This is a genomic window from Mariprofundus sp. EBB-1 (assembly GCF_003665155.1).
GTDB lineage: Bacteria > Pseudomonadota > Zetaproteobacteria > Mariprofundales > Mariprofundaceae > Mariprofundus.
Map to the genome: position 1 here is coordinate 1 of NZ_RCFQ01000001.1, position 21317 is coordinate 21317.

Annotated in this window: 22 protein-coding genes; 20 read left to right on the forward strand and 2 right to left on the reverse strand. The window is 43.3% G+C overall.

What is annotated here, in order from left to right; all coding sequences use genetic code 11:
* From D8Y20_RS00005 to D8Y20_RS00085, 17 genes are all read left to right on the forward strand, one after another.
* Positions 1-1952 (forward strand): acyltransferase family protein (locus tag D8Y20_RS00005; protein ID WP_147433995.1); only part of this gene is annotated, 1952 nt, incomplete at its 5' end.
* Positions 1953-2025: 73 nt separating this feature from the next.
* On the forward strand, positions 2026-2913 hold the full coding sequence (locus D8Y20_RS00010; RefSeq protein ID WP_147433996.1) for a hypothetical protein: 888 nt from the start codon (positions 2026-2028) through the stop codon (positions 2911-2913).
* A gap of 47 nt (positions 2914-2960) precedes the next feature.
* Positions 2961-3884 (forward strand): class I SAM-dependent methyltransferase, encoded by a 924-nt coding sequence (locus D8Y20_RS00015; protein ID WP_161957541.1) that lies wholly within the window; start codon positions 2961-2963, stop codon positions 3882-3884.
* A gap of 153 nt (positions 3885-4037) precedes the next feature.
* Positions 4038-5342 carry a hypothetical protein gene (locus D8Y20_RS00020; protein WP_121540981.1) on the forward strand — a complete coding sequence of 435 codons (1305 nt, stop codon included), beginning with the start codon at positions 4038-4040 and terminating at the stop codon, positions 5340-5342.
* Entirely contained in the window at positions 5339-6613 is a 1275-nt protein-coding gene (locus D8Y20_RS00025) for a glycosyltransferase (RefSeq protein ID WP_121540982.1), read from the forward strand. Before D8Y20_RS00020 ends, D8Y20_RS00025 begins: the two co-directional genes overlap by 4 nt.
* Before the next feature lies 1 nt (position 6614).
* Complete coding sequence (locus D8Y20_RS00030; RefSeq protein WP_121540983.1) at positions 6615-7442, forward strand: glycosyltransferase family 2 protein; 828 nt, start codon at positions 6615-6617, stop codon at positions 7440-7442.
* Between the two features lie 29 nt (positions 7443-7471).
* Entirely contained in the window at positions 7472-8665 is a 1194-nt protein-coding gene (locus tag D8Y20_RS00035; protein WP_121540984.1) for an O-antigen ligase, read from the forward strand.
* Between the two features lie 4 nt (positions 8666-8669).
* On the forward strand, positions 8670-9239 hold the full coding sequence (locus D8Y20_RS00040) for a serine O-acetyltransferase (RefSeq protein WP_121540985.1): 570 nt from the start codon (positions 8670-8672) through the stop codon (positions 9237-9239).
* Positions 9240-9292: 53 nt separating this feature from the next.
* Positions 9293-10438, forward strand: coding sequence for a glycosyltransferase family 4 protein (locus D8Y20_RS00045; RefSeq protein WP_236075151.1), 1146 nt, complete (start codon positions 9293-9295; stop codon positions 10436-10438).
* Positions 10439-11203, forward strand: coding sequence for a WecB/TagA/CpsF family glycosyltransferase (locus tag D8Y20_RS00050; protein WP_121540987.1), 765 nt, complete (start codon positions 10439-10441; stop codon positions 11201-11203).
* Entirely contained in the window at positions 11203-12177 is a 975-nt protein-coding gene (galE, locus tag D8Y20_RS00055) for a UDP-glucose 4-epimerase GalE (protein ID WP_121540988.1), read from the forward strand. Before D8Y20_RS00050 ends, galE begins: the two co-directional genes overlap by 1 nt.
* 170 nt (positions 12178-12347) lie before the next feature.
* Positions 12348-12575, forward strand: coding sequence for a ParD-like family protein (locus tag D8Y20_RS00060; protein WP_121540989.1), 228 nt, complete (start codon positions 12348-12350; stop codon positions 12573-12575).
* Positions 12568-12843, forward strand: a complete 276-nt coding sequence (locus D8Y20_RS00065) for a type II toxin-antitoxin system RelE/ParE family toxin (RefSeq protein WP_121540990.1) — start codon at positions 12568-12570, stop codon at positions 12841-12843. Before D8Y20_RS00060 ends, D8Y20_RS00065 begins: the two co-directional genes overlap by 8 nt.
* Before the next feature lie 132 nt (positions 12844-12975).
* Positions 12976-13143 (forward strand): hypothetical protein, encoded by a 168-nt coding sequence (locus D8Y20_RS13695; RefSeq protein ID WP_201265476.1) that lies wholly within the window; start codon positions 12976-12978, stop codon positions 13141-13143.
* A 906-nt stretch (positions 13144-14049) separates the two neighbouring features.
* Positions 14050-15756, forward strand: a complete 1707-nt coding sequence (locus tag D8Y20_RS00075) for a glycosyltransferase family 4 protein (RefSeq protein ID WP_121540991.1) — start codon at positions 14050-14052, stop codon at positions 15754-15756.
* Between the two features lie 646 nt (positions 15757-16402).
* Positions 16403-16711, forward strand: coding sequence for a nucleotidyltransferase domain-containing protein (locus D8Y20_RS00080; protein ID WP_121540992.1), 309 nt, complete (start codon positions 16403-16405; stop codon positions 16709-16711).
* Positions 16708-17172, forward strand: coding sequence for a hypothetical protein (locus D8Y20_RS00085; protein ID WP_121540993.1), 465 nt, complete (start codon positions 16708-16710; stop codon positions 17170-17172). Before D8Y20_RS00080 ends, D8Y20_RS00085 begins: the two co-directional genes overlap by 4 nt.
* A 501-nt stretch (positions 17173-17673) precedes the next feature.
* Here the strand turns inward: D8Y20_RS00085 and D8Y20_RS00090 are convergent.
* The gene (locus tag D8Y20_RS00090) at positions 17674-17964 is read right to left on the reverse strand and encodes a type II toxin-antitoxin system RelE/ParE family toxin (protein ID WP_121540994.1); all 291 of its coding nucleotides are present in this window, start codon (positions 17962-17964) and stop codon (positions 17674-17676) included.
* Positions 17957-18202 (reverse strand): type II toxin-antitoxin system ParD family antitoxin, encoded by a 246-nt coding sequence (locus D8Y20_RS00095; RefSeq protein ID WP_121540995.1) that lies wholly within the window; start codon positions 18200-18202, stop codon positions 17957-17959. The genes D8Y20_RS00090 and D8Y20_RS00095 overlap by 8 nt, the downstream gene beginning before the upstream one ends.
* Positions 18203-18566: 364 nt before the next feature.
* Here D8Y20_RS00095 and vapB point away from each other — a divergent pair, with 364 nt between their 5' ends.
* The 3 genes from vapB to D8Y20_RS00110 all read left to right on the forward strand — a co-directional run bounded on the left by vapB (position 18567) and on the right by D8Y20_RS00110 (position 21186).
* Positions 18567-18800 carry a type II toxin-antitoxin system VapB family antitoxin gene (gene vapB / locus D8Y20_RS00100; RefSeq protein ID WP_121540996.1) on the forward strand — a complete coding sequence of 78 codons (234 nt, stop codon included), beginning with the start codon at positions 18567-18569 and terminating at the stop codon, positions 18798-18800.
* Positions 18801-19199, forward strand: coding sequence for a type II toxin-antitoxin system VapC family toxin (locus D8Y20_RS00105; protein WP_121540997.1), 399 nt, complete (start codon positions 18801-18803; stop codon positions 19197-19199). It abuts the gene before it with no gap.
* 373 nt (positions 19200-19572) lie between these two features.
* A complete protein-coding gene (locus D8Y20_RS00110) occupies positions 19573-21186 on the forward strand; it encodes an outer membrane beta-barrel protein (RefSeq protein WP_121540998.1) in 1614 nt (537 codons plus the stop codon).
* The last annotated feature ends 131 nt before the right edge of the window (positions 21187-21317 follow it).

A 21317-nucleotide genomic window follows, 5' to 3' on the forward strand; every position in this document is an offset into this window, starting at 1 on the left:
AGTATCGTTCAGAAATTGATGGTCTAAGAGCTATCGCTGTCATCCCCGTAATTTTTTTCCATGCTGGATTTGAGTACTTCAGCGGCGGATTTGTCGGTGTTGATGTATTCTTTGTAATAAGTGGGTACTTGATTACGACAATCATTCTTTCTGAAAAAGAACAGGGTACATTTTCTCTAATCAATTTCTACGAACGAAGGGCCAGACGAATTCTGCCGGCGTTATTTTTAGTGATGCTAGTTTCACTACCCTTCGCATGGGCATTGCTTTTACCAGCTGATATGAAGGATTTTTCTCAGAGTCTGGTTGCTGTTTCATCCTTTGCATCAAACATTCTTTTTTGGCAGGAAACAGGCTATTGGGAAACAGCAAGTGAGTTAAAACCTCTCCTGCATACTTGGAGCCTAGCAGTCGAAGAACAGTATTATGTTCTTTTCCCACTGTTTCTGATGCTGATGTGGCGTTTTCGAAAGCGTTGGATTCTAAGTTCTTTCATGGTGGTGGCAATTATTAGTCTCTCCGTTGCACAATGGGGAGCGTATAGTAGCCCAAGCGCCACCTTTTATTTGTTGCCAACTAGAGGCTGGGAGCTCGCAATAGGTGCGGCTATTGCTTTCTATTTCCTCTATCGCAAACGAGAAATGCGAACGCTTTTGTCCCACCAATCTATTGACGAGGCATTAGCATTTATCGGTCTGTTAATGATTGGGTACTCAGTTTTTGAATTTGATGAAACTGTTCCTTTCCCAAGTCTTTATGCATTGATTCCAACCATAGGAGCAGGGTTAATTATTATCTTTGCATCGTCTCAAACATTGGTTGGACGATTACTCAGTACAAAACCATTTGTTGCCATTGGGCTAATCAGTTATAGCGCATACCTATGGCATCAGCCGTTATTGACATTTGCTCGCCACAGAAGTTTGACTGAGCCTAGTGAATTGTCTCTCGCTGTCATGGCAGCACTTTCATTGCCGCTTGCTTATCTGAGTTGGAGGTTTGTTGAAAAGCCATTCAGACAAAAGAATAGATTTAGTAGAAAGGCAGTTTTTACTTTTTCGACAGTCGGGACCGCTCTATTCATTATTATTGGCCTAACTGGGCATATGACAAATGGTTTTGATGGAAGAAGTAATCAGGGCAAACTAACGACAGGTGCTATACAGAAGAAGCTGGAAGTGAATGATGGATTAAGTGATACATGCGTGGATTCATTCACATTATCACCTGATTGCAGAACTAGCGATAATCCAGAAGTGCTAATTTGGGGTGACTCGTTTGCTATGCATTTGACGCAAGGAATAATAGCATCAAATCCAGATGCTAAAATAATTCAGATGACCAAAAGTATGTGTGGTCCATTTTTTGATATTGCTCAAATTAATTCAATATGCACAAAAAAATGGGCTAATGGCTGTTTAGAGTTTAATGGCAAAGTCCGTGATTGGCTAAAGACAAATAATACAGTCCAATACGTTGTTCTATCATCACCTTTTACCCAATACATTGGAGCCCATAATAAACTTTTATTTCGCAATGGAAAAATAGAAAGGGTAAAAATTGACCAAGTAATCGTGGAGTTTAAAAAGACTTTAGATGAATTGAAGTCAATGGGACTTAATCCAATCATTTTTTCACCGCCACCAGCTAATGGATATAACCTTGGCCGATGTTTGGCACTTGCTGATTGGAGAGACCTAAATTTAGATGAGTGCAATTATCAAGAAGAAGCAATTGCTGAGAACCGGATCAAAGTGTATGAATTCCTGACGGTTATAGAGAAAGAATATCGCGTGATTAGACTAGAGGAATTTCTTTGCGATAATGAAATATGCAAAACACATTTAGATTCTAATTATATATATAGAGATGTGGGGCATTTATCAAGAGAAGGATCAGCAGCCCTTGGTGAAAAGTATGATTTTTACAATATAATTACCCGCGGATTATGAGAGTTGCTCTATAATGAACAAAAAATACTGTAAGTTCACATCTGAAAATAGACGTTCGTTAACGAGGGAAGGAATGCCAAAGATTTTTGTTCATATTGGATTGCCGAAGACGGCAACTACTACTTTACAAGCTGATTTGTTTCCATTGTTCAATAATAATTGTTTGCATTATGCAGGCCTAAATCAACCAAGGTTTGGAGATCAGAGTGATTTATATATTGAGTTCTTTCATGCTATTAAAACTGGCAATTGTGCATCAATTAGGTCTGACATTGCAGAACACATAAATAAGGGGTGCTCACTTCTTTTCTCGGAAGAAATAATAACAGTCACGGATGATGATGGTAGCTGGCAAAATAAACTCAGGAACCTTGCATTAATATTAAAAGATTTTGACTATGAAATCCTTCTGACAGTAAGGGAACCGGTAAGCGCATTGTTTTCCTGTTATGTCGAGCGTTACCGTGAATTTTCGCTAGAAAGAAATACGTTTTGTGATATTGCGAAGAACGATCCAAAGATGCATATATACCACTATAAAAAACTGTTGAATGAACTTGAAAGCCATTTTCATAGTGATCGTATATTTATTAAAAAATTTGAAGATATTATTGAGGGTGAGCTTGACGATGTCTGTCATCTCCTTCAAATATCAACGCCAGTGTCAAACATTAAATTAGGTGATCGGAATTCAAAGAAAAAATCTGATCGTTATTGCTACGCTGGATATAACTTTTCGCTGTCTGATTTTATCAGAAGCTTGGCGATTAAAGTCAATTTCATGAATTTTAAATATTATTATTTAGTCAGGCAGTTTTTTTCTCCCATAATATGGTTGATGAAGAAGTTAATAATAGGGAAAGCTAAGATAAATAAACTATCCGATTATGAAAAGAATGAATTGCGCACCCACCTTCAAAAAGAAACGCATGCTTTGCTTAAATACGGTATCAAGTATTAATATGACTTTAAATGACGGGGAGTTTAATAAATGAAAGAGGTTTGGAAATGACTGATATTATTACTCTTCCACCTTTGCCCTCAAGTGTGAATGCCGGAAAATTAACGGATTGGGGTTCTTCGGGTCTTGATATGCGCCCATGCCCAGTTTGCGACAATGATGATCCTATGCATTTTGTGCGGCGACCAGATAAAATGGATGTTTCCTGTTGTCATGTATGTGGGATGATGTACCTAGCACAGGTTCCATCATCTGCTAAACTCGAGGAATTTTATAGTGATTATGGATCATTTAAAGGGTTTTCTTCGAGAGGACTCTCTTCATTTCGATGTTTCAGAGATGTGTCCACGAATCCCTATATTAAAATTCTCGAATCGACAGGTGGGATTAAAGGAAAGTCATTGATGGATGTTGGTTGTGCCTATGGATATTTTTTGCAATTAGCTCGGTTTGCAAAAGCTAATGTTTCTGGTGTGGAATTGGATATACATGCTCAAAAATATTTATCTAGTTTAAATATCCCTGTATTTAACCAGCCTCCAAAAGACTTGAAGTTTGATATTATTAGTGCTTTTCATTTGGTTGAACATCTGCTTAACCCCATTGAATTTATTGAGAGTATGTCTAATCGCTTGGTTAAGGATGGTAGACTGTTATTGGCGCTTCCAAATGGTGGGGAAGTCAATGATTTTGGCCCAACTTGGGTAGGTTTTAGAGTTGATTTTGAGCACGTCAATTATTTCTCAGTATCAACTCTGAGTAGGTTGCTCTATAAATGTGGTTTGATATTAGAGCAGGTTTGGACACGCGATCAGCCATGTGTTGTAAGGGGCGCTGAGCCTCAATCCCTATCAAGTCTCGTTAATCACCGCTTGAATAGATTATTCAATAGGATTCTTGGCGCTCAGCAGGCTGTTGAACCACATATCTCTGGGAGCTATGAGCTGGTAATTATTGCCAGAAAGATTTGATTTGAAGAAACGAAGTTGCGACAAGCCTCTTCAGTAATTGGATTGCAGAGAAGTTTGTGCACTTATCAGAATCAACTAAGTATGTTCCATTGTTCGGTCGAGATATAGGAATAGGATAATTAAAAAAATGTTTACAATTTTTGAGGATAAGGAATGAGATCCCAAGCAACCACACAGATTGAACGATTGCATGAAGGGGAGGGGAGGAAGCCGCGTATATTGATGATTGCCTCGGCATTTGTTCCATTGGTGAACCCGGAAGCCATCGTGAATGCAAAACTAGCTTTGGCATTTATTGAGCACGGATGGCATGTAGATATTGTTTCCCGCCGAATGGCTGATATCACCGATTATAAATATGGCGAACGATGGGAATATCCATGGGAGTCTCTAAGAAAACATACGTTTGAAGTCAGTTACCCTCATGGAGGAAGGCTTAAACGATTGATTGAAACTCTGTGGGGTGGGGTAACGCTTGGTTATCCGATTTTAGGTTGTCGATGGGGACTACATGCCTATCAAAAAGCTAAGGCACTGCATGGGAAAGTTCATTATGACCTTATTTTGTCAAGATCTCAGCCGGACGCAGCTCACCTTCCTGCTATGGCTTTATCGAAGGAAACTGGCACACCATGGATTGCAAATTGGAATGATCCATCCAAAATGCCACCACCTTATGGAAAAGGGCCTTGTGAGTCACTTGGGTTTTGGCATGAGAGGTTTTTAAAGGCTGTGGTAAAGTCTGCTTCATGGATAACCTTCCCTTCCGAAAGGCAAGGGCGATATATGAACCAGTACCTTGGGGCGAACTTTGTCAATAAAAGTTCGATGATTCCTCATGTTGCATTTAATCAGGCTCGAAATGCCGGTCAGATCAAAGCTGATGGGTTTACAATTGCTTATGCTGGAAATATCACATCTGAGAGGTGTCCCAAGAGTTTTTTGCGAGGATTTAAAAAGTTCCTTGGTAAGGTTGATAACTCTGAGCCTATAAAGTTTATCTTTATCGGACGTGATTCGACTGGTGAAATTGAAAATGCCAGAAATAATGGGCTGGAGAAAAATATTGAACTACTGGGGTCATTGGGCTACGAAATGTGTCAGCAAAACCTTGAAGAGTGTAATGTGTTGCTAATTGTTGAGGCTCCCACAGAAGAAGGTATTTTTTTACCTTCAAAATTTATCGACTATGTTCAATTAGGAAAGCCGATGTTGGCTGTTTCTCCTAGGGAAAGTACGGTTGCAGATTACCTGCATGAATATGGTGGTGGAATTGCTGCTGATTGCAAATCATCGGATGAAATTTCAAATGCGATAGGTGCCTTGTATCAACAATGGCAAAATAAATCACTTTATCAGAAATTTAATTCAGCCAGATTGGAAGAAGCCTTTTCTCCAAAAAACATTATTAATCAGTATGAGTTATTGATTGCCTCAATGGTTAAAACGCATTTATGAATCAGCTTACTATTGTGCATATTAATTTTACAGATTCGGGTGGTGGAGCTGCGATGATTATGAATGAACTCATCGCTTCTCAAACCAGAGCTGGCCATATTGCTTTTGCATGTTGTGCAAGACCAACTTTGCCAAGTAGCAAATATTTGGGAGTAGGAAGTAAAGCTGATCTGCCTGCCAAGTTAGTAAATAAGCTCTCAGTATTGCGTAACCAACTCTTAGGAGATACCCGTGCATTTGGCCTAAGCGGAATGCTCAATACACTATTAGAAACCAAGGCAGATATTTTTCACATCCATAATATTCATGGAGGGTGGTTTCCCTTGTCTCTTCTTGAGACTCTTTCAGAAATAGCACCTATCATTTGGACTATACATGACGAATGGGCATATACTGGTCATTGCGTGTACACCTTAGGCTGTGAAAAATTCACATCCGGTTGTGGGAAGTGTCCAGATTTAGGTTCCATGGTCCCATTGATTCGAGATACGACAAGGAAGAATTGGCTCTTACGACAAGGAATTTATAGAAAACTGGCGGCGGATGGCGTTATATTGGCAGCAGTTTCTTCCTGGACAGCCAATAGAGTTAGTCGCTCTGGCATTTGGCCAGGAAAGCTTGTGACCATAAACAATGGTATTAACAAAGACATTTTCTACCCTGTTCCTAAACAAGAGGCCAGAAGTAGGCTGGGCCTTGATTCGTCCTCTAAAATTCTTCTTTGCTCTGCAGCAGGGGGAATTAATAACCCGTTCAAGAATATATCATTGGTTGTGTCGGCTTTAAAAGAACTGCGTGATATGTCTGACCTTAAAGTTGTTATCATAGGTGGCAGCAGCGATCTGGATGTTTCATTAACATCCTCCTCCCAGGTGTTATCAGTTGGCCACATAAATGATGTGTCTGTGCTTAGGGACTATTATGCGGCTGCCGATTTATTGGTCTATCCAACCAAAGCTGATACTTTTGGCTTGGTTGTTGCGGAAGCGATGGCTTGTGGAACCCCTGTTCTGGCTACAGCCGTTGGCGGAGTGGCAGAGATCATCGAGGACGGGGATAGCGGTTTTCTTGTTAAAGAAAGCATAAGCGCTGCAGAACTGGCAATAAAAATAAAACAGATATTCAATGACCCTGCTCAATGTTCAAAGGTTAGGGAAAACGCTATTAAACGGATCAATGAGAAATTTACCACTGATCTGATGGCATCGGGGTATTTGGCTTTGTATCAAGAGATGATAAACAAATCAGTAAACATGGATAGTTACAAATAATATGAATCACTTCCCAAAAATCACTGTTATCACACCCTCGTACAATCAGGCATCGTTCCTGTCTCAAACAATTCAATCAGTGATTAATCAAAAATACCCAAACCTGCAGTTCATTATCATGGATGGCGGTAGTACAGACGATAGTGTTAACATCATCAAGCAATATTCCGATGACATCGATTATTGGGTCAGTGAAAAGGATGAGGGGCAAAGTGATGCGATCAACAAAGGCTTGAGACTTGCTGAAGGTGATATTGTCACATGGATAAACAGTGATGACTTGTTGATGCCTGGCTCACTCCTTACCGCAGCTCAAGCATGGACGGATAATCCTGATCTGGCTCTTCTTACCGCAGATTGCATACGAATAGGTCCAAAGAATGAGTTTTTGGCTTGGCACTCCGTGCCAAGGCAGACTGAATGGTTTGCAGAGCGCGGACTCATATATATTGATCAGCCGGGTACGTTCTGGAAAAGAAGTTTTCTGGGCTCTGATGGATTGATAGACGTTTCATTGGCAGGAGTTATGGATCATGACCTATGGTATCGAATAGTGTTGCAGCAAGGGAAATCACTGAACTTACGTCAATGCACAGCCGCTATCCGGCTACACGAGGATACCAAAAGCACTAATATCCAGGATGTTTTTGAGAGAGAGGGACAAATGTTGAGGGTTAAGCATTGCAAAGGTCTTTCAGGCATAGCGTATTCAACACGGTTATTTTACAGGGCATGGAAATGTTTTTCAGGAGATTATTTCAGACAATTTTTATTTTCTTCTTTTCCTCCAAAAAAGACTATCAAGTATTTGGAGAATGATTTTCACTAATATGTATGAGTTAAATGCTGAGATAGAAAATGTCTCTTAATATATTGAAACGATTCCCAATGTTATGGGTTGTGGTTATGACTACGGGAATGGCTCTGGTGTTCGGCGATGTTAATATCGCAGGAATACAGTTGAGTGGTCTTGCGTGGGTTATTTGTGTAGTCCTTTCGCTGCTTCAGATAATCATATCTCGGGGGAAAACCTTTTTCCCAATTCGAATTTGGTTTCCGTGGATATTGGTTGTTTTGATTTATGTGTTAGTTAGTGAAGATCCCAATGCGCTCCAAAGAAGTTTGATGCTTATATGTCCTATCTTGGTCGGGATGGCGATTGCTTCTAAACCGGTTAGTAGAAATGAAGTGCGATGGTTTTTTTCATCCATTAAATATTTAGGTGTAACCCTTCTTTTGGTTATTGCTTTAAAAACTGGTTTCTTGCTGACGGGAAATATGGCTACTTTCGGACATGCCGCTGCAGAAGTAACCTTTGCTTCATTTTTAGCAGCATTTTTTATTGTAAAATATGTGGCGGGTGAAAAAAAAATGATTTATTGGTGGGGGGTGACTCCATTGATTCCACTGTTAGCCTACACAAGGGCCGCGATGTTTGTTGCCCTCATAAGTCTTCCTCTTACGCTTGCTCCATTGGGTAAGAGAAAACGAATCGTTATTGCATGTTTAATTCTGGCTATAGGCACAGCTGTATTTTATACCGACAGATTTCAGCAAAGGATGTTTTATACTGGTCATGGAACCATTTCTGATGTGTTTTCAGGTAGCTCTGATATTAACACCAGTGGTCGAACTTATATGTGGGATATGATGATGTATGAAATTGACAAAAAGCCTCTATTGGGCCACGGAGCCAATGCTTCTGAGACATTCCTTTTAAGTTTTACAAAAATGACCCACCCTCATAACGATTATGTTAGAATCTTGTTTGATTATGGTATTTTAGGACTACTAGTATTTCTTACTTGTCTGTCAGTTCAAGCTATAGATTCATACAAAAAGGCTAAAAAATATTCAGGGGACAAGAGCACCTTGTTTTACTTGGGTAGCTCGGCATTTATACTGTTTCTCCTATTCATGTTTACGGACAATATTGTTATGTATGCGGCATTCTTTGGGAACATGCACTTTGCATCACTTGGTCTTGCTTATAGTGCGAGTAGAACCAAAATGAATACTGCCAACGACCGATTATTATATGCGAGAGGCTAGCGGCATGCCAATTTCTGTTGATGTAAATCGTTCGATGATGGGTGACTTTAAAGCAGATCTGACACGTTACAAAAAAGGCTCATTTATTGATATCAGTGAACCTTCTATTTGGGTTGTGTTCTTGTATCGCCTTGGGAAATCAATTCGTGCGATTACTTTCTCACCATTGAGGTTTGTATGTAATCTTATTTTTCTACCTGTATTTTTCTTATCTACTGTATTCATTGGGATTACGATCCCTCGGGGATGTGAAATTGGTCCCGGACTAAGGATTTATCATTTTGGTGGAATTGTTCTAAATCCACTAGTGACCATTGGCCGCAACTGCACGATGCGTCATGGCGTGACTATAGGTAATAGGCAGGCCGATGATGATGTGCCAGTCATTGGTGATAATGTTGATATTGGTGCAGGCGCAAAGATTCTGGGGAAAATAAGAATTGGCAACAACGTTAGCATAGGTGCAAATGCTGTCGTTCTTATTGATATCCCAGATGACCATGTCGCTGTTGGCGTGCCAGCAAGGGCAATCCCAAAAACAGCCACTGCTTCGACTGATTCACCCGAAAAATGAAAATCTTACTTGTCCATAACTTCTATGGGTCGGAAGCTCCAAGCGGTGAGAATATGGTCTTTGAAGCTGAGAAATCTCTGCTAAGAGACTATGGGCATGAGGTGGTTGAATACGCCCGTCACAGCGATGAAATCAGAGGACAGGGTGTATGGGGCATGTTGAAAGGTGCTGCAAGTGTCCCCTGGAGTCCTTTTTCTGCCCGTGACCTTCAAAAAGTTCTCAAGCGTGAAAAGCCTGATGTGATGCATGTGCATAATTCATTCCCTATGCTCTCACCTTCAATTTATTATGCTGCTCAGAGTACAAATACCGCGTCTGTGCTGACTCTGCACAACTACCGTCTATTTTGTGCAGCAGGGATTCCTTTGCGGGAAGGGCAGTCCTGCACGCTTTGTCTTGATCAGCGGAGTGTTATGCCAGCAATGAAATATGGATGTTACCGGGGTAGCCGAATGGCAACACTTCCTTTGGCGGCATCAATCGCTCTACATCGTGCTATAGGAACATGGGATAATCAGGTGGACGCCTTTATCTCTCTAACGGGGTTCCAGCGGGATACAATGGTAAATGCAGGTCTTCCATCAGAAAAAGTACATGTGAAACCACAATTTTATGCTGATCCACCGCAACCTGAGCCTTGGGGTAAGCGAAGAGACAAGGTGGTTTTTATTGGCAGGTTGGGTGAAGAAAAGGGTGTCCGATACCTGATTGATGCATGGTCCCAATGGGGTGATTCAGCCCCGGAACTGGAAATTATTGGCGATGGGCCTCAATCAGAAATGTTGAAAGACCTCGCTTCCAAATCTTCGAACATTCATTTCCTTGGACAAATTCCGTTTGAGAAAGCACAACGTAAGTTAGCCAATGCAAAATTATTGGTAGTGCCTTCTATTTGGTTTGAAGGGTTTCCCATGGTGATACGTGAGGCCTTTGCTCTTGGGGTTCCAGTTGCAGCATCCCGATTGGGTTCAATGGCCAGTCTGGTGCGAGATGACGAAAATGGTGTGTTTTTTGAGCCAGGAAGTACTGATGATCTGCTTCGTTCAGTACGTTCAGCTTGGCTTGATCAAACGAAGCTGGAGCGGATGGGAAAAAAAGCCCGTGCCATATTCGATAAGGAGTATACGGCGGAAACCAACCATGGATTGTTGATTAACATTTATGAGCAAGCCATATCCAGACGGCGCGAGGTTATTTGAGTGGGAATCACCACAGAAAATATTATTGGTTATTCAGTTTCAGTAGCCTCTCTTACAGAGCATCTGAATCAAATCTGTGATTGGATCGATAGTGGGGAGAGGGGGCGTTATTTTGTCTGCGCCAATCCTCATTCGCTCGTGGTCGCGGATAGCGATCCGGCATTCAGCCAGGTGATTCGAGAAGCGGATATGGTTACCCCTGATGGTAGTGGGATTTTATTGGCCTCGAAAATACTTGGTGGGTCTATTTGTGAACGGGTGACAGGAACTGATGTGTTCCTTGGGTTGAGCAAATCTCTGAATGAATCAGGTGGAGCCAGCTGTTTTTTTCTCGGGGCCAGTGAAGAGACATTGGAAAAAATCAAAGTCAAAATGGCAGAAGATTTCCCTAATGTAACAGTGGCTGGAACCTACTCTCCGCCATACAAACCGGAATTCAGCGAAGAAGAGAATGCAGCCATGATCGCTGCAATCAATCAGGCCAAGCCGGATGTACTCTGGGTGGGTATGACAGCACCGAAACAGGAAAAATGGATTCATGACAATATTGGCAAGCTGGATGTGAAGTTTGCCGGGGCAATAGGCGCAGTTTTTGATTTTTATGTGGGTAATGTAAAACGATCACACCCTGTATTTCAGAAGCTAGGGTTAGAGTGGCTGCCAAGGCTATTACAGGAACCAAGGCGACTGTGGCGAAGGAACTTTGTTTCCAGTCCATTGTTTCTTTTGAAGGTGATGCGTCAGAAGTTGTCGGGGAAGTCGTGATGAATATTCTTGTTGTTGGTGGAGCTGGCTACATTGGTTCGCATATGGTTAAGGCTCTAGGCGAGAAAGGGTGTAATATCACTGTGCTTGATAACCTTAGTTCAGGGCATGCTGATGCAGTGCTTGCAGCAGGTCAGCTCATCGAGGGTGATCTAGCCAATGTAGCAATGCTAGATCAGTTGTTTGCTGAAAATAACTATGATGTGGTGATGCATTTTGCATCCAGTATTATGGTGGGTGAGTCGGTCACTGACCCGGCCAAATATTATCGTAACAATGTCAGCAATACTCAGAATCTTCTGGATGCCATGATTAAACATGGTGTGAAGCAATTCATTTTTTCATCCACAGCCGCCATCTTCGGAGAACCTGAATACACGCCGATAGACGAGAAACATCCGAAAGCCCCGATCAATCCCTACGGACACAGCAAACAGATGGTGGAGCAGATGCTGGAAGATTATGACCGTGCTTATGGTCTGAAGTCGGTCTGCCTGCGTTACTTCAATGCAGCCGGAGCTGATCCCGAAGGAGAACTGGGTGAACGTCATGATCCGGAAACCCACCTTATTCCGCTAGTGCTGCAGGCAGCATCTGGCAAGCGTGATGCGATCACGGTATTCGGGCGTGATTATGATACAGAGGATGGCACTTGTATTCGCGACTATATTCACGTGAACGATCTCTGTGAGGCGCACTGGCTGGCGATTAAGCAGTTGCAGAACGATGGTAAGAGCGGTCGTTTCAATCTCGGTAACGGCAATGGTTTCTCTGTACAGCAGGTGATCGATGTCTGCCGTGACGTTACAGGAAAAGAGATTACCATTATTGAGGGCGCACGCAGGGCAGGGGATCCGGCCGTACTGGTGGCAGATGCAACTCTGGCCCGTTCAGAACTGGGTTGGGAGCCACAATATAATGATCTGAAGTCGATCGTATCTCATGCCTGGGAGTGGGAAAAGAATCACTGCTAGCTGCCAAAGTTTATTAAGAAGCAGTGAGACGTGAGACGTGAGATGACAGACGTGCCCCGGGGGATTCACCTTGTACCCCAGGGCACCCTCTCTGCCGTATCCGGCATCACCTTGTTCATTAATTACAGATAAGTTACACTTCACTACGATTGTAGCAAACGAGGTGAATTATGAGCATGCCAGTACGCATCGATGACAACCTGTATGAGCAGGCAAAAAGCGTTTCCAAGGGCGAATGCCGCACTATCGCAGGCCAGCTTGAATTCTGGGCAAAGATTGGTAAAGCAGCGTTGGATAATCCCGACTTACCTGTTGAGTTTGTCCGTGAGATGTTGATCGCAAGAATGGAAGACCGTAGCCAACTCACCACATTCAAGCCCGGTTCTTTACGTGACTGATATAGTTGTTCTGCAGACCAATGCATTTTTACGCGCCTATAAAAAACTTCATAACAATCAAAAGGATGCAATTGATCAAGCCGTCACTGATATAGTTCTGAATCCGGTTATTGGCGAACAGAAAAAAGGTGATCTGGCTGGCATCTATGTGCATAAATTCAAGTGCGTAGGTCAACTATTTCTTCTGGCCTATGAGTTTGACCCGGCAACACGTACACTGTTGTTGGTTGGGACTCACGAAAACTTCTATCGCAACCTCAAGCATTGATAATTTAGGTGTCAGGCTTGACTCTCACGAACAGTACTGCGGATTCGATACCTCATTCGTATGCCGCCGATTACGACTGCATGCTGCGCTTTCCGAGGCGCGCAAAGGTTCGATGTGCATATCCCTCATGTGATGGTAAAGATGCGTCTGGGTGGCGAGAGCAATCGCCCAGTGAACAATATCATCCGCAAGTCGAAAGAGGATTACCGGGCACTCAAAGGGAACGGGGTTGGTGGTGTCTGGGCGCTGGTCTGGAAAAACCTCAGCAAGTTGCCGCAGTTTTTTAAAACACAGGACTGAGTTAACTTCAGGACTAAGGACTGAGGGAAGGGCGGTGAGAGAGAGGCCGTGAGATGTTAGAAGTGAGGCTAGAAAAGGGCACAACTGGATGGTTCTAAATTCGTGTAGATTCGTGAAAGAAGGTGAATGCAGTTTACTGCAGAGAATATCCCCTGGGGGACGAATGAGCACGAATAAAGATTTTAAATCCGTGTGCATTAGTGAAATTCGTGGCTAATGGTTTAAAATGTGAATGCCTAGGGTCAGTTCTTTAGTTTGGAACTGCCGAGGGCTAGGTATTGCAATGCAACAAGTGAGCTGTCCCCCAGGGGGAGCTTCTTTTGAGTAAACTCAATTCACCGTATGAGATGTTAGATGAAAAGCGCTATTCACAGGCCTAGCCACGAATAGTCACGAATTAGAAAATATCTAAGTGCCATCTAGGATTTTCAGCTATAAAGGACTTAGGATCTTTATTTTCTAGTTTTTTCCTGGGCGCAAGAGGGGGAGGCAGAGATTTAGGACTAAGTGAAGGGCAGTGTGAACGTGAGATGCTGGATGTCCCCCAGGGGAGCTTCTCTTGAGTAAACTCAATTCACCTTCTGAGATGGTGAGAAGCGGCGAGGCCACAAGTGACGTGGTGGCGCATCCAATCGGTTAGAGCCTGTAAATCCAACTGTGTAAATATTTCAAACAGCTATAATGCTTACAGGCTCAGTTCAGCCCGACTTAGTCCAACCATAGCAGTCTTGAGGATGTAAACGTTTTAAGCCTTTTTTCATCCATTCGGCTAAGTGTTTCAGTTGAATGAACAGATGAGCTGAGGTTTCAGAGGTACTTCATATTGGAAAAGACTACTGTTCGCATATTTTAAATTATCGTCTATAATCAACTCAACTTTTACTGGGCAACAGGTATTTACACTATATGGAAGTGATCACCACGCAATGGGCTGAGTTTATACTTAGGCTGCCGCATTATGCCAGTGTATTATCCACCGGATGGTTCGTGCTGGCGCTGGCAGTGATTCTTTCAGTGTTTCTGACCCCTCTATCGATGTCTATGGCTTTCAGGCTAGGAGCTGTGGATACCCCTAATCATCGCTCCGTACACGCTGCTATAACGCCACGCTTAGGTGGCGTTGGCATCTGCCTGAGTATGTTGATTGCGGCCTCTTTCTATTTACCCTTTGACAGGTTTACCTATGGTTTTTTAACAGGCTTGCTCATTATTGTTGTGACCGGCCTGCTTGATGATCTCAATCCTATGTCTCATCGGATAAAATTTGTCGGTGAAATTCTTGCTGCTGTCGCATTTGTGGCTATTTCCGGCGTTGAACTGCCCGGCATAGGGAATGTGCTCGGTTTTGGAGAAATCAACTTCGGTGTATTCTCATTTATCATCTCAATATTCTGTATTGTAGGGCTTATTAATGCCATGAATCTCTCCGATGGTCTTGATGGTTTGGCAGGCGGAATGGCGGTGATCTCCTTACTCTTCTTCTCCATTCTTGCATATAAAAGCGGTCAGCATGGTACGCTGGTGATTGCTTTGGCTTTGGCTGGATCCTTGATTGGTTTTCTGGCATATAACTCCTTTCCTGCACGCCTTTTCATGGGGGATGTTGGCAGTCTGATGATTGGATACACCTGTGCTTGCATTGCTTTGAGCCTGGCCAATTCAACAGTACCGTTTCAGGCATATCCTATTACGATTGCTTTGATACTTGCGGTTCCTCTGCTTGATACGCTGATAGTGATGACGGTGCGCATAGTGAAAGGAACAAGTCCTTTTGCACCGGACAAGACACATCTGCATCATCGCTTGCTTGATACGGGTGTTTCTCAGAATCAGGCTGTGTCCATCGTATATATGTTAATGTTTACGTTCTGTTTTTTCGCTTTGTTGGCATTGAAATTTAAAGTGCCGGAATATTGGCAACTGCTTACTGCATGCATAGTCACTGCTTTTTTCTACAGGTTTATCATTTATCTCGCAAACAACCCATGGAAGTTTGTACCTAATATGCTTTCGCTGTCCAAGTTCTTTCTTAAACTTGAGCATGAACAGCATCAACGATTATTGCGCGTATGGCATGCTGTTGGTGCAATTATGCCAAATATTGCCTTGGCTTTTTATCTGTTGCCTATCTTTTTTATGGGTGAGTGGCTGCTTGCCGCTTTATTATTGCCCATCGTTTGTGTGATTCTGCTCATTATTTTTAAAACCTATAATAAGCGTGTTCTCGCCATGCAACATGGTCTGTTGTATCTGGTTATTTTTTGTCTGGCCTTTGCCTATAATACAGTCTTAACTGTTGAAATATGGAGTGCTTATCTGTTGATGCTGACCTCCATTGCGCTGGCTTGGATTATTCTAAGCCTGTTCGTTGGGCATATGAGAAGACAGCTCAGTATTCATTCTGTGGAAACGCTTTTTATTCTCGTCTCATGGTTTGTGGCATTTGTTCTTTTGCCCACGTTTGAAGGGTTGGAGGACGTCGCTGTAAATATGAGACTCGCTTGTATCTATAGTCTTCCTCATCTGTTGATCTCTAAGCTATCAATGTTGAGTTTCGGTTATGCTGATAGAAGAAAACGGCATAGGCACGAAGAACCCAAAACAAGTGATTGATTTTATATACTGTCAGGTCAAGGGCTGAACCACGGAAGACACAGAATGCACGGAATTTATATGCAAGTGATGTGATGGTTCCTCCGGGCAGATCCAGTGTTAGAACAGCTACATATTACAGCGAATAAGTTAATGTCTTTGTCTACTTCCGTGTCTTCCGAGTATTCTGTGGTGGTGAGATTCTAAGGTCAAAGGCAATAACCACGGAACACACAGAATACACAGAAAATAGTCTATAATATTGTGTGTGATTTGTGGATACGGCGAGCGGTGGAGTTACGAGCAGGGGGCTCATACGCTGAATACTTTTAGACATAGTTTTGCTTTTTTCCGTACCCCAGGGCAGTTTCTTTGCGCAAGCGCATTCACCTTCTGTGGTTCGAGTATTCCGTAGTGGTGATGTTGTAAGGTCAAAGGCATAAACCACGGAAGACACTGAATACACGGAAAATAGTCTATAGAGTTGGTCGGTGTTTTTTTGCATCTGGAGGCGACTGACTGTAGAAGTGTAGACAGAAGCTAAGCTTAGTCCATAGTCTTGTTGGCCCCTGTGACTCATACGCTGGCGTAATTCAAGGGCAGTGTTTATGGTTCTAGTATTTCGTGTCTGGTAAGCCCAGCAGAATAGTAGGAGGTTGTCGTTGTCATGCGGATTACAGATTATCAATTATCATGCATTCGTACTGAATCCCTGAGATTCTTTGGCCGTAGTGCCCGTGTGTGGTTATTTGGCTCTCGTGTGGATGATCACCAAAAAGGAGGAGATATAGATCTTTATATTGAGCCTTCTATTCAGGATGCAGCAGCGATTGTAGATGCGAAGTTACACTTCCTGAGTGAAGTCCACCGGCAGCTGGGTGATCAGAAAATTGATGTGGTGTTACGCCGTACTCGTTGCAAGAAGAATTTACCTGTTTATCAACTTGCCAGGGAAACAGGAGAACGATTGTTATGAGTGCTGTGGTTACGTACGTTGAAACATTAAAGATTTGTCGGAGACACGCCGACCGTTTGCAGTGGTCAATGAATGAACTGGAAGCGTGCCTGCCTTTCACTGTGGAATCACTTGATGGGGTGTCTGATATACAGCTTGCTGTACTGGATCAGTTTGCTTCGCGATTTTCCAGACTTCAGGATGCGATGGGTGCGAAGTTATTTTCTGCTGTATTAGAACTGACTAAAGAGCAGGGGTCGCTTGATGCATTTGTGGATAAACTGAACCGGCTTGAAAAAATCGGAGCTATCCCATCTGTCAATGATTGGTTGATATTAAGGGAGATGCGGAATGCTTTTTCGCATGAATACCCTGATGATCCGGAAATTCAGGTAGCTATTCTCAATAAGGCATTTGTGCTTGCAAGGGGACTGATTGCTACGCTTACTTATCTGGAAATATTTGCTAATCGATATATATGATCCCCCAGCTGGGTCACGCACTCACTAACGGTGGATTGTGGCCGGAGGAAGTGCCGGAGCAGTCAAAGAGAACAGCGAATAAGTTAATGTCTTTGTCTACTTCCGTACCCCAGGGCAGCTTCTCCCCCACGGGATATTCTCTCGCTTTGCGATTCAGCTGATCTGCCACGCGCGCCATTCACCTTCTGTGATCGGTGTATTCGGTGGTGGTGAGGTTTTAAGGTTAAAAGCATGAACCACGGAAGACGCTGAATACACGGAATACACGGAAAAAATATATTATGTCAGTTGAAGTCATTTTGATATCTTCAGTGCCCCAGGGCAGCTTCTTTGCGCAAGCGCATTCACCTTCTGTGGTCCGAGTATTCCGTGGTGGTGATGTTTTAAGATTAAATGGATGAACCACGGAAGAGATTAGGTGATGCGGTTTCGTGTGAGGGTGATCGTTGACATCACATGGTTGTCAGCGTGGCTGGTGCAGTGGTGGAAGCAGTAGTGAGGCTACAAGTGACGTGGAGCATCCATTCGGTCATGTAAGATGCGAACGATGGTAATGCCGAAATGAGTGACACGAAAATAGATCATATGTCGCACAACACTAAGGCGGCGATAGCCATTACGGATATGGTCACAACCAGGTGCTGTTTTCGGTGCCTGTGCAAGTTCAGCGAATGCATTCGCTAAAATTTCGATATAGAGATCAGCCTGCTCAGTACTCCATTGTTGTCGAGTGTAGAGCCAGATGTTCTCAAGGTCGCGTTCTGCGGTAGGGGTGAGTCGATATTCAGCCATATGTGGTATGCATACGTTGCTTGAATGCCGCACTGTTAAACACCCTGGGTTCGCCGCTCTCTTCGCCCGCCACCAGTGCTGCACGTATCGCCTCAATTTCGACGTTGCGTTCTTGTTCGCGTCTGATGAGGTCCCGGATAAACTCGCTGTCGTTGGTGTAATGCCCTGCATCGATCTGTGATTTGACCCAGGCATCTTGCTGGCCGGTTAGCGTAATAGTCTTGCGAACGGTAGTCATATATCACCTCGAAAGCGTAAAGTCGCGCAAATATTCATACTATCTACGCAATATAGCGTCCGTTCGCCCGCCCGCCAATCCTTTTGTTAATATTTTCTCCTTGTCGCATTCATCTTTTGAGAGATAAGGTCAAAGACATGAACCACGGAAGGCACGGAACAGAGTTAAAGGCAGTGATTTGTAACTGGTGATGAGTTGAAAGGCCACAAGGCAAAAAGCGAGCCAGAAGGTGCGGGCGCAGCCAGAGGCGTTGGCTTGGGCAGAAATAGTCACGAATTCTAATTCGTGGTGAAAGGTATATGTCATTGCTATATACACGGGCTTTTGTATCATTAGCTTTGTCGAAACAAGAGAGGTGACGGCCATGTCTATTGGATCTGTATTTGTAAATAATCGGACACAGGCTGTTCGTTTGCCTGCGGACACCCGTTTCCCAGACACGATTAAAAAAGTCTCTGTACGTGTAGTGGGACAAGATAGAATTCTGTCACCTGTTGATAAGAGTTGGGATAGCTTCTTTTTGTCTTCGGACAGGGCGAGTGATGACTTTATGGTGGAGCGGCCTTCACAGCAGCAGCCGGACAGGGAAGCATTCTGAATGCTTAAATACATGCTTGATACCAATATTGTGATTTACGTCATCAAGCGCCGCCCGGTTGTGTTGCTGGATATCTTCAATGAACATGTGGGGCATATGTGTATCAGCTCTATCACGCTTGCTGAGCTGTTGCATGGTGTTGAGAAGAGCGAGCGGCAAGAACATAACCAGAATCAGGTTGAAGACTTTATTTCCCGGCTGGAAGTGCTCAGTTATGATGAAAAATCAGCCGCGCATTATGGTAGTATTCGTGCAGATTTAGAGCGTAAGGGTGCAATTATTGGTGTGAATGACCTTCATATTGCCGGGCATGCCCGCAGTGAAGGGCTCATCCTGGTCACAAACAATGAAAAGGAGTTCAACCGCGTGGATGGGTTGCGTGTTGAAAACTGGGCGTAAGATGAGAGAGGCAGTGATTTGTAACTGGTGATGAGTTGAGGGGCTAAGAGGCAGCAAGCGAGTCAGAAGGTACAGGCGAGGGCCATGAGGTTTGCTTTTTGCATAACCGGAAAAAAGGGGGGGGTTGAGAGTGTAAGCTTCTCTCCCGCAAGCAGGATTCACCTTCTGCGCAAGAGCGGCCCACCTCCCCAGTGTAATGTGGCGCTTGTCACGGAAGTGACTTGCTAAAATTGGATATTCTGCTATAAATGATATTAGAAATATATTTCATCCACTAGTGGATGATTTTTTTATGTCTTTTATATGTTAATAATGTATGATGCGCCAAAATTTTGGCAAGTAAATCTGTGTGTGTGTGTGTGTGGAGAAAGAAATGAAGAAACAATTTATAATAGCGGCGTTGATGTGTTTAACTACACTGACATCATTTGCTCAACCTGGTTTGGCTGTTGAAAATAGCATTCTGCCAGTCACCGTAAATATTGGTAATATCAGAAGCGAAGCCAATACCAGTTCAAATGTATTGTTTAGATTAAAGAAGGGAACCAAAGTATTTGCACTGAAGCAGGAAGGTGACTGGGTGCTTGTGAATATCAACAACACCGAAGCCTGGGCGCATCACTCCTTGTTTGGCATAGATGCCGCACCCGCACCGGTTGTTATTGCAGAACCTGTAGCTGTGCCCGAACCTGTTGCAGTAGTTGAGCCGGTCGTTGTTGAACCTGTTGCTATGCCTGCGCCTGTCGCAGTAGTTGAACCTGTAGTTGAACCTGTAGTTGTACCTGAGCCATTCGGTGCAATTGCTCCGGCACCAGTCGTTACTTCACCTGATGATGGCTTTGATAAATCAGATGCCGCCTCATCAGATGATGGTTTTAGTTTGAAATCAGGTGGCGTTGAGCTTATTCCAAGCATCAAGATCGATGAGAAATACAATGATAATATTTTCTCGGCAGAGGCTATTAAGACCAAGAGTCTGATTACCGTTATCTCGCCTAGGCTTGAATTGAAATCTGAAAGCGATACGCATCTTTCTTCTCTATCGTATCAGTTGGATGATGGTATTTACCACAGTAGTAGTGCAGATAATTATCTCACGCATGATGCGCAATTGAATGTGAGTGCTGATTTGAGCCGTCGCTTACAGACCTCTCTGCAGGCTGGTTATCTTAAATCGAGTGATCCGCGTGGCTCTACCTTTACTGGTAGGCCTGCAACGGCAGTGATTGAGCCGGATAAATTCCATACAGCATCTGCATCTGCAATGATCGCTTATGGTATACGTAGTCGTGTTGAGCTCAAAGGAGATTACTCCGCGAAGCGTTATGAAAATAACCGGTTCAGAACGGCAGATCGGGATCTCGATAACATGGGGGGCGGACTAAGCTTCTTTTTGCCCATTATGCAGAAGACTAAGGCTGTCGTAGAAGCCAGATACAAGAAAGTAGACTATAAAACATTCTCAGCAACTACTAACCTGGACAGTAAAGAGCAGCGTTATTTCGGTGGTTTGGATTGGGAAGCGACTGCTAAAACATCGGGTAAATTGCGCTTAGGTTATATGGTCAAGAGTTTTGATGATTCCCTGCTCAATGGTCCTAACTCGGGCTCCTTTAGTTGGGAGTTGGGTATGAATTGGGCGCCGGAGAGTTATTCAATATTTGATCTGTCGACCGAATCGACGATCAATGAAGCCGATGGCTCAGGCAGTCATATCGAGGCTCAAAACGTAAAACTAGGCTGGAATCATGATTGGAACAGCAAACTATCACATACTGCTAGCGTGGGTTTCGCTAAGAGCAAATATATAGGCTTGGCTGTTCCTCGTCAGGATGACCGTACTACAGCAGGTCTGTCCATTGCTTATCAAATTGTCAGATGGTTGAATGTGTCTGCTTCTTATGATTATACGAATAATAATTCCAGTGCGGCGAACTCCAGTTATAAGAGTAATGTGTACGGGATTTCATTGATGGGTAAGCTTTAATACAAAGGTTTATCTAATTGGTACTAACAGACTACTGGAAGCATGGCTGTAAATCAGTCATGCTTCTTTTGTCTGTTGAGAAGATCAATATCAGGAAGAAGAACCTGATGGGATGGAGTGACATTGAATAA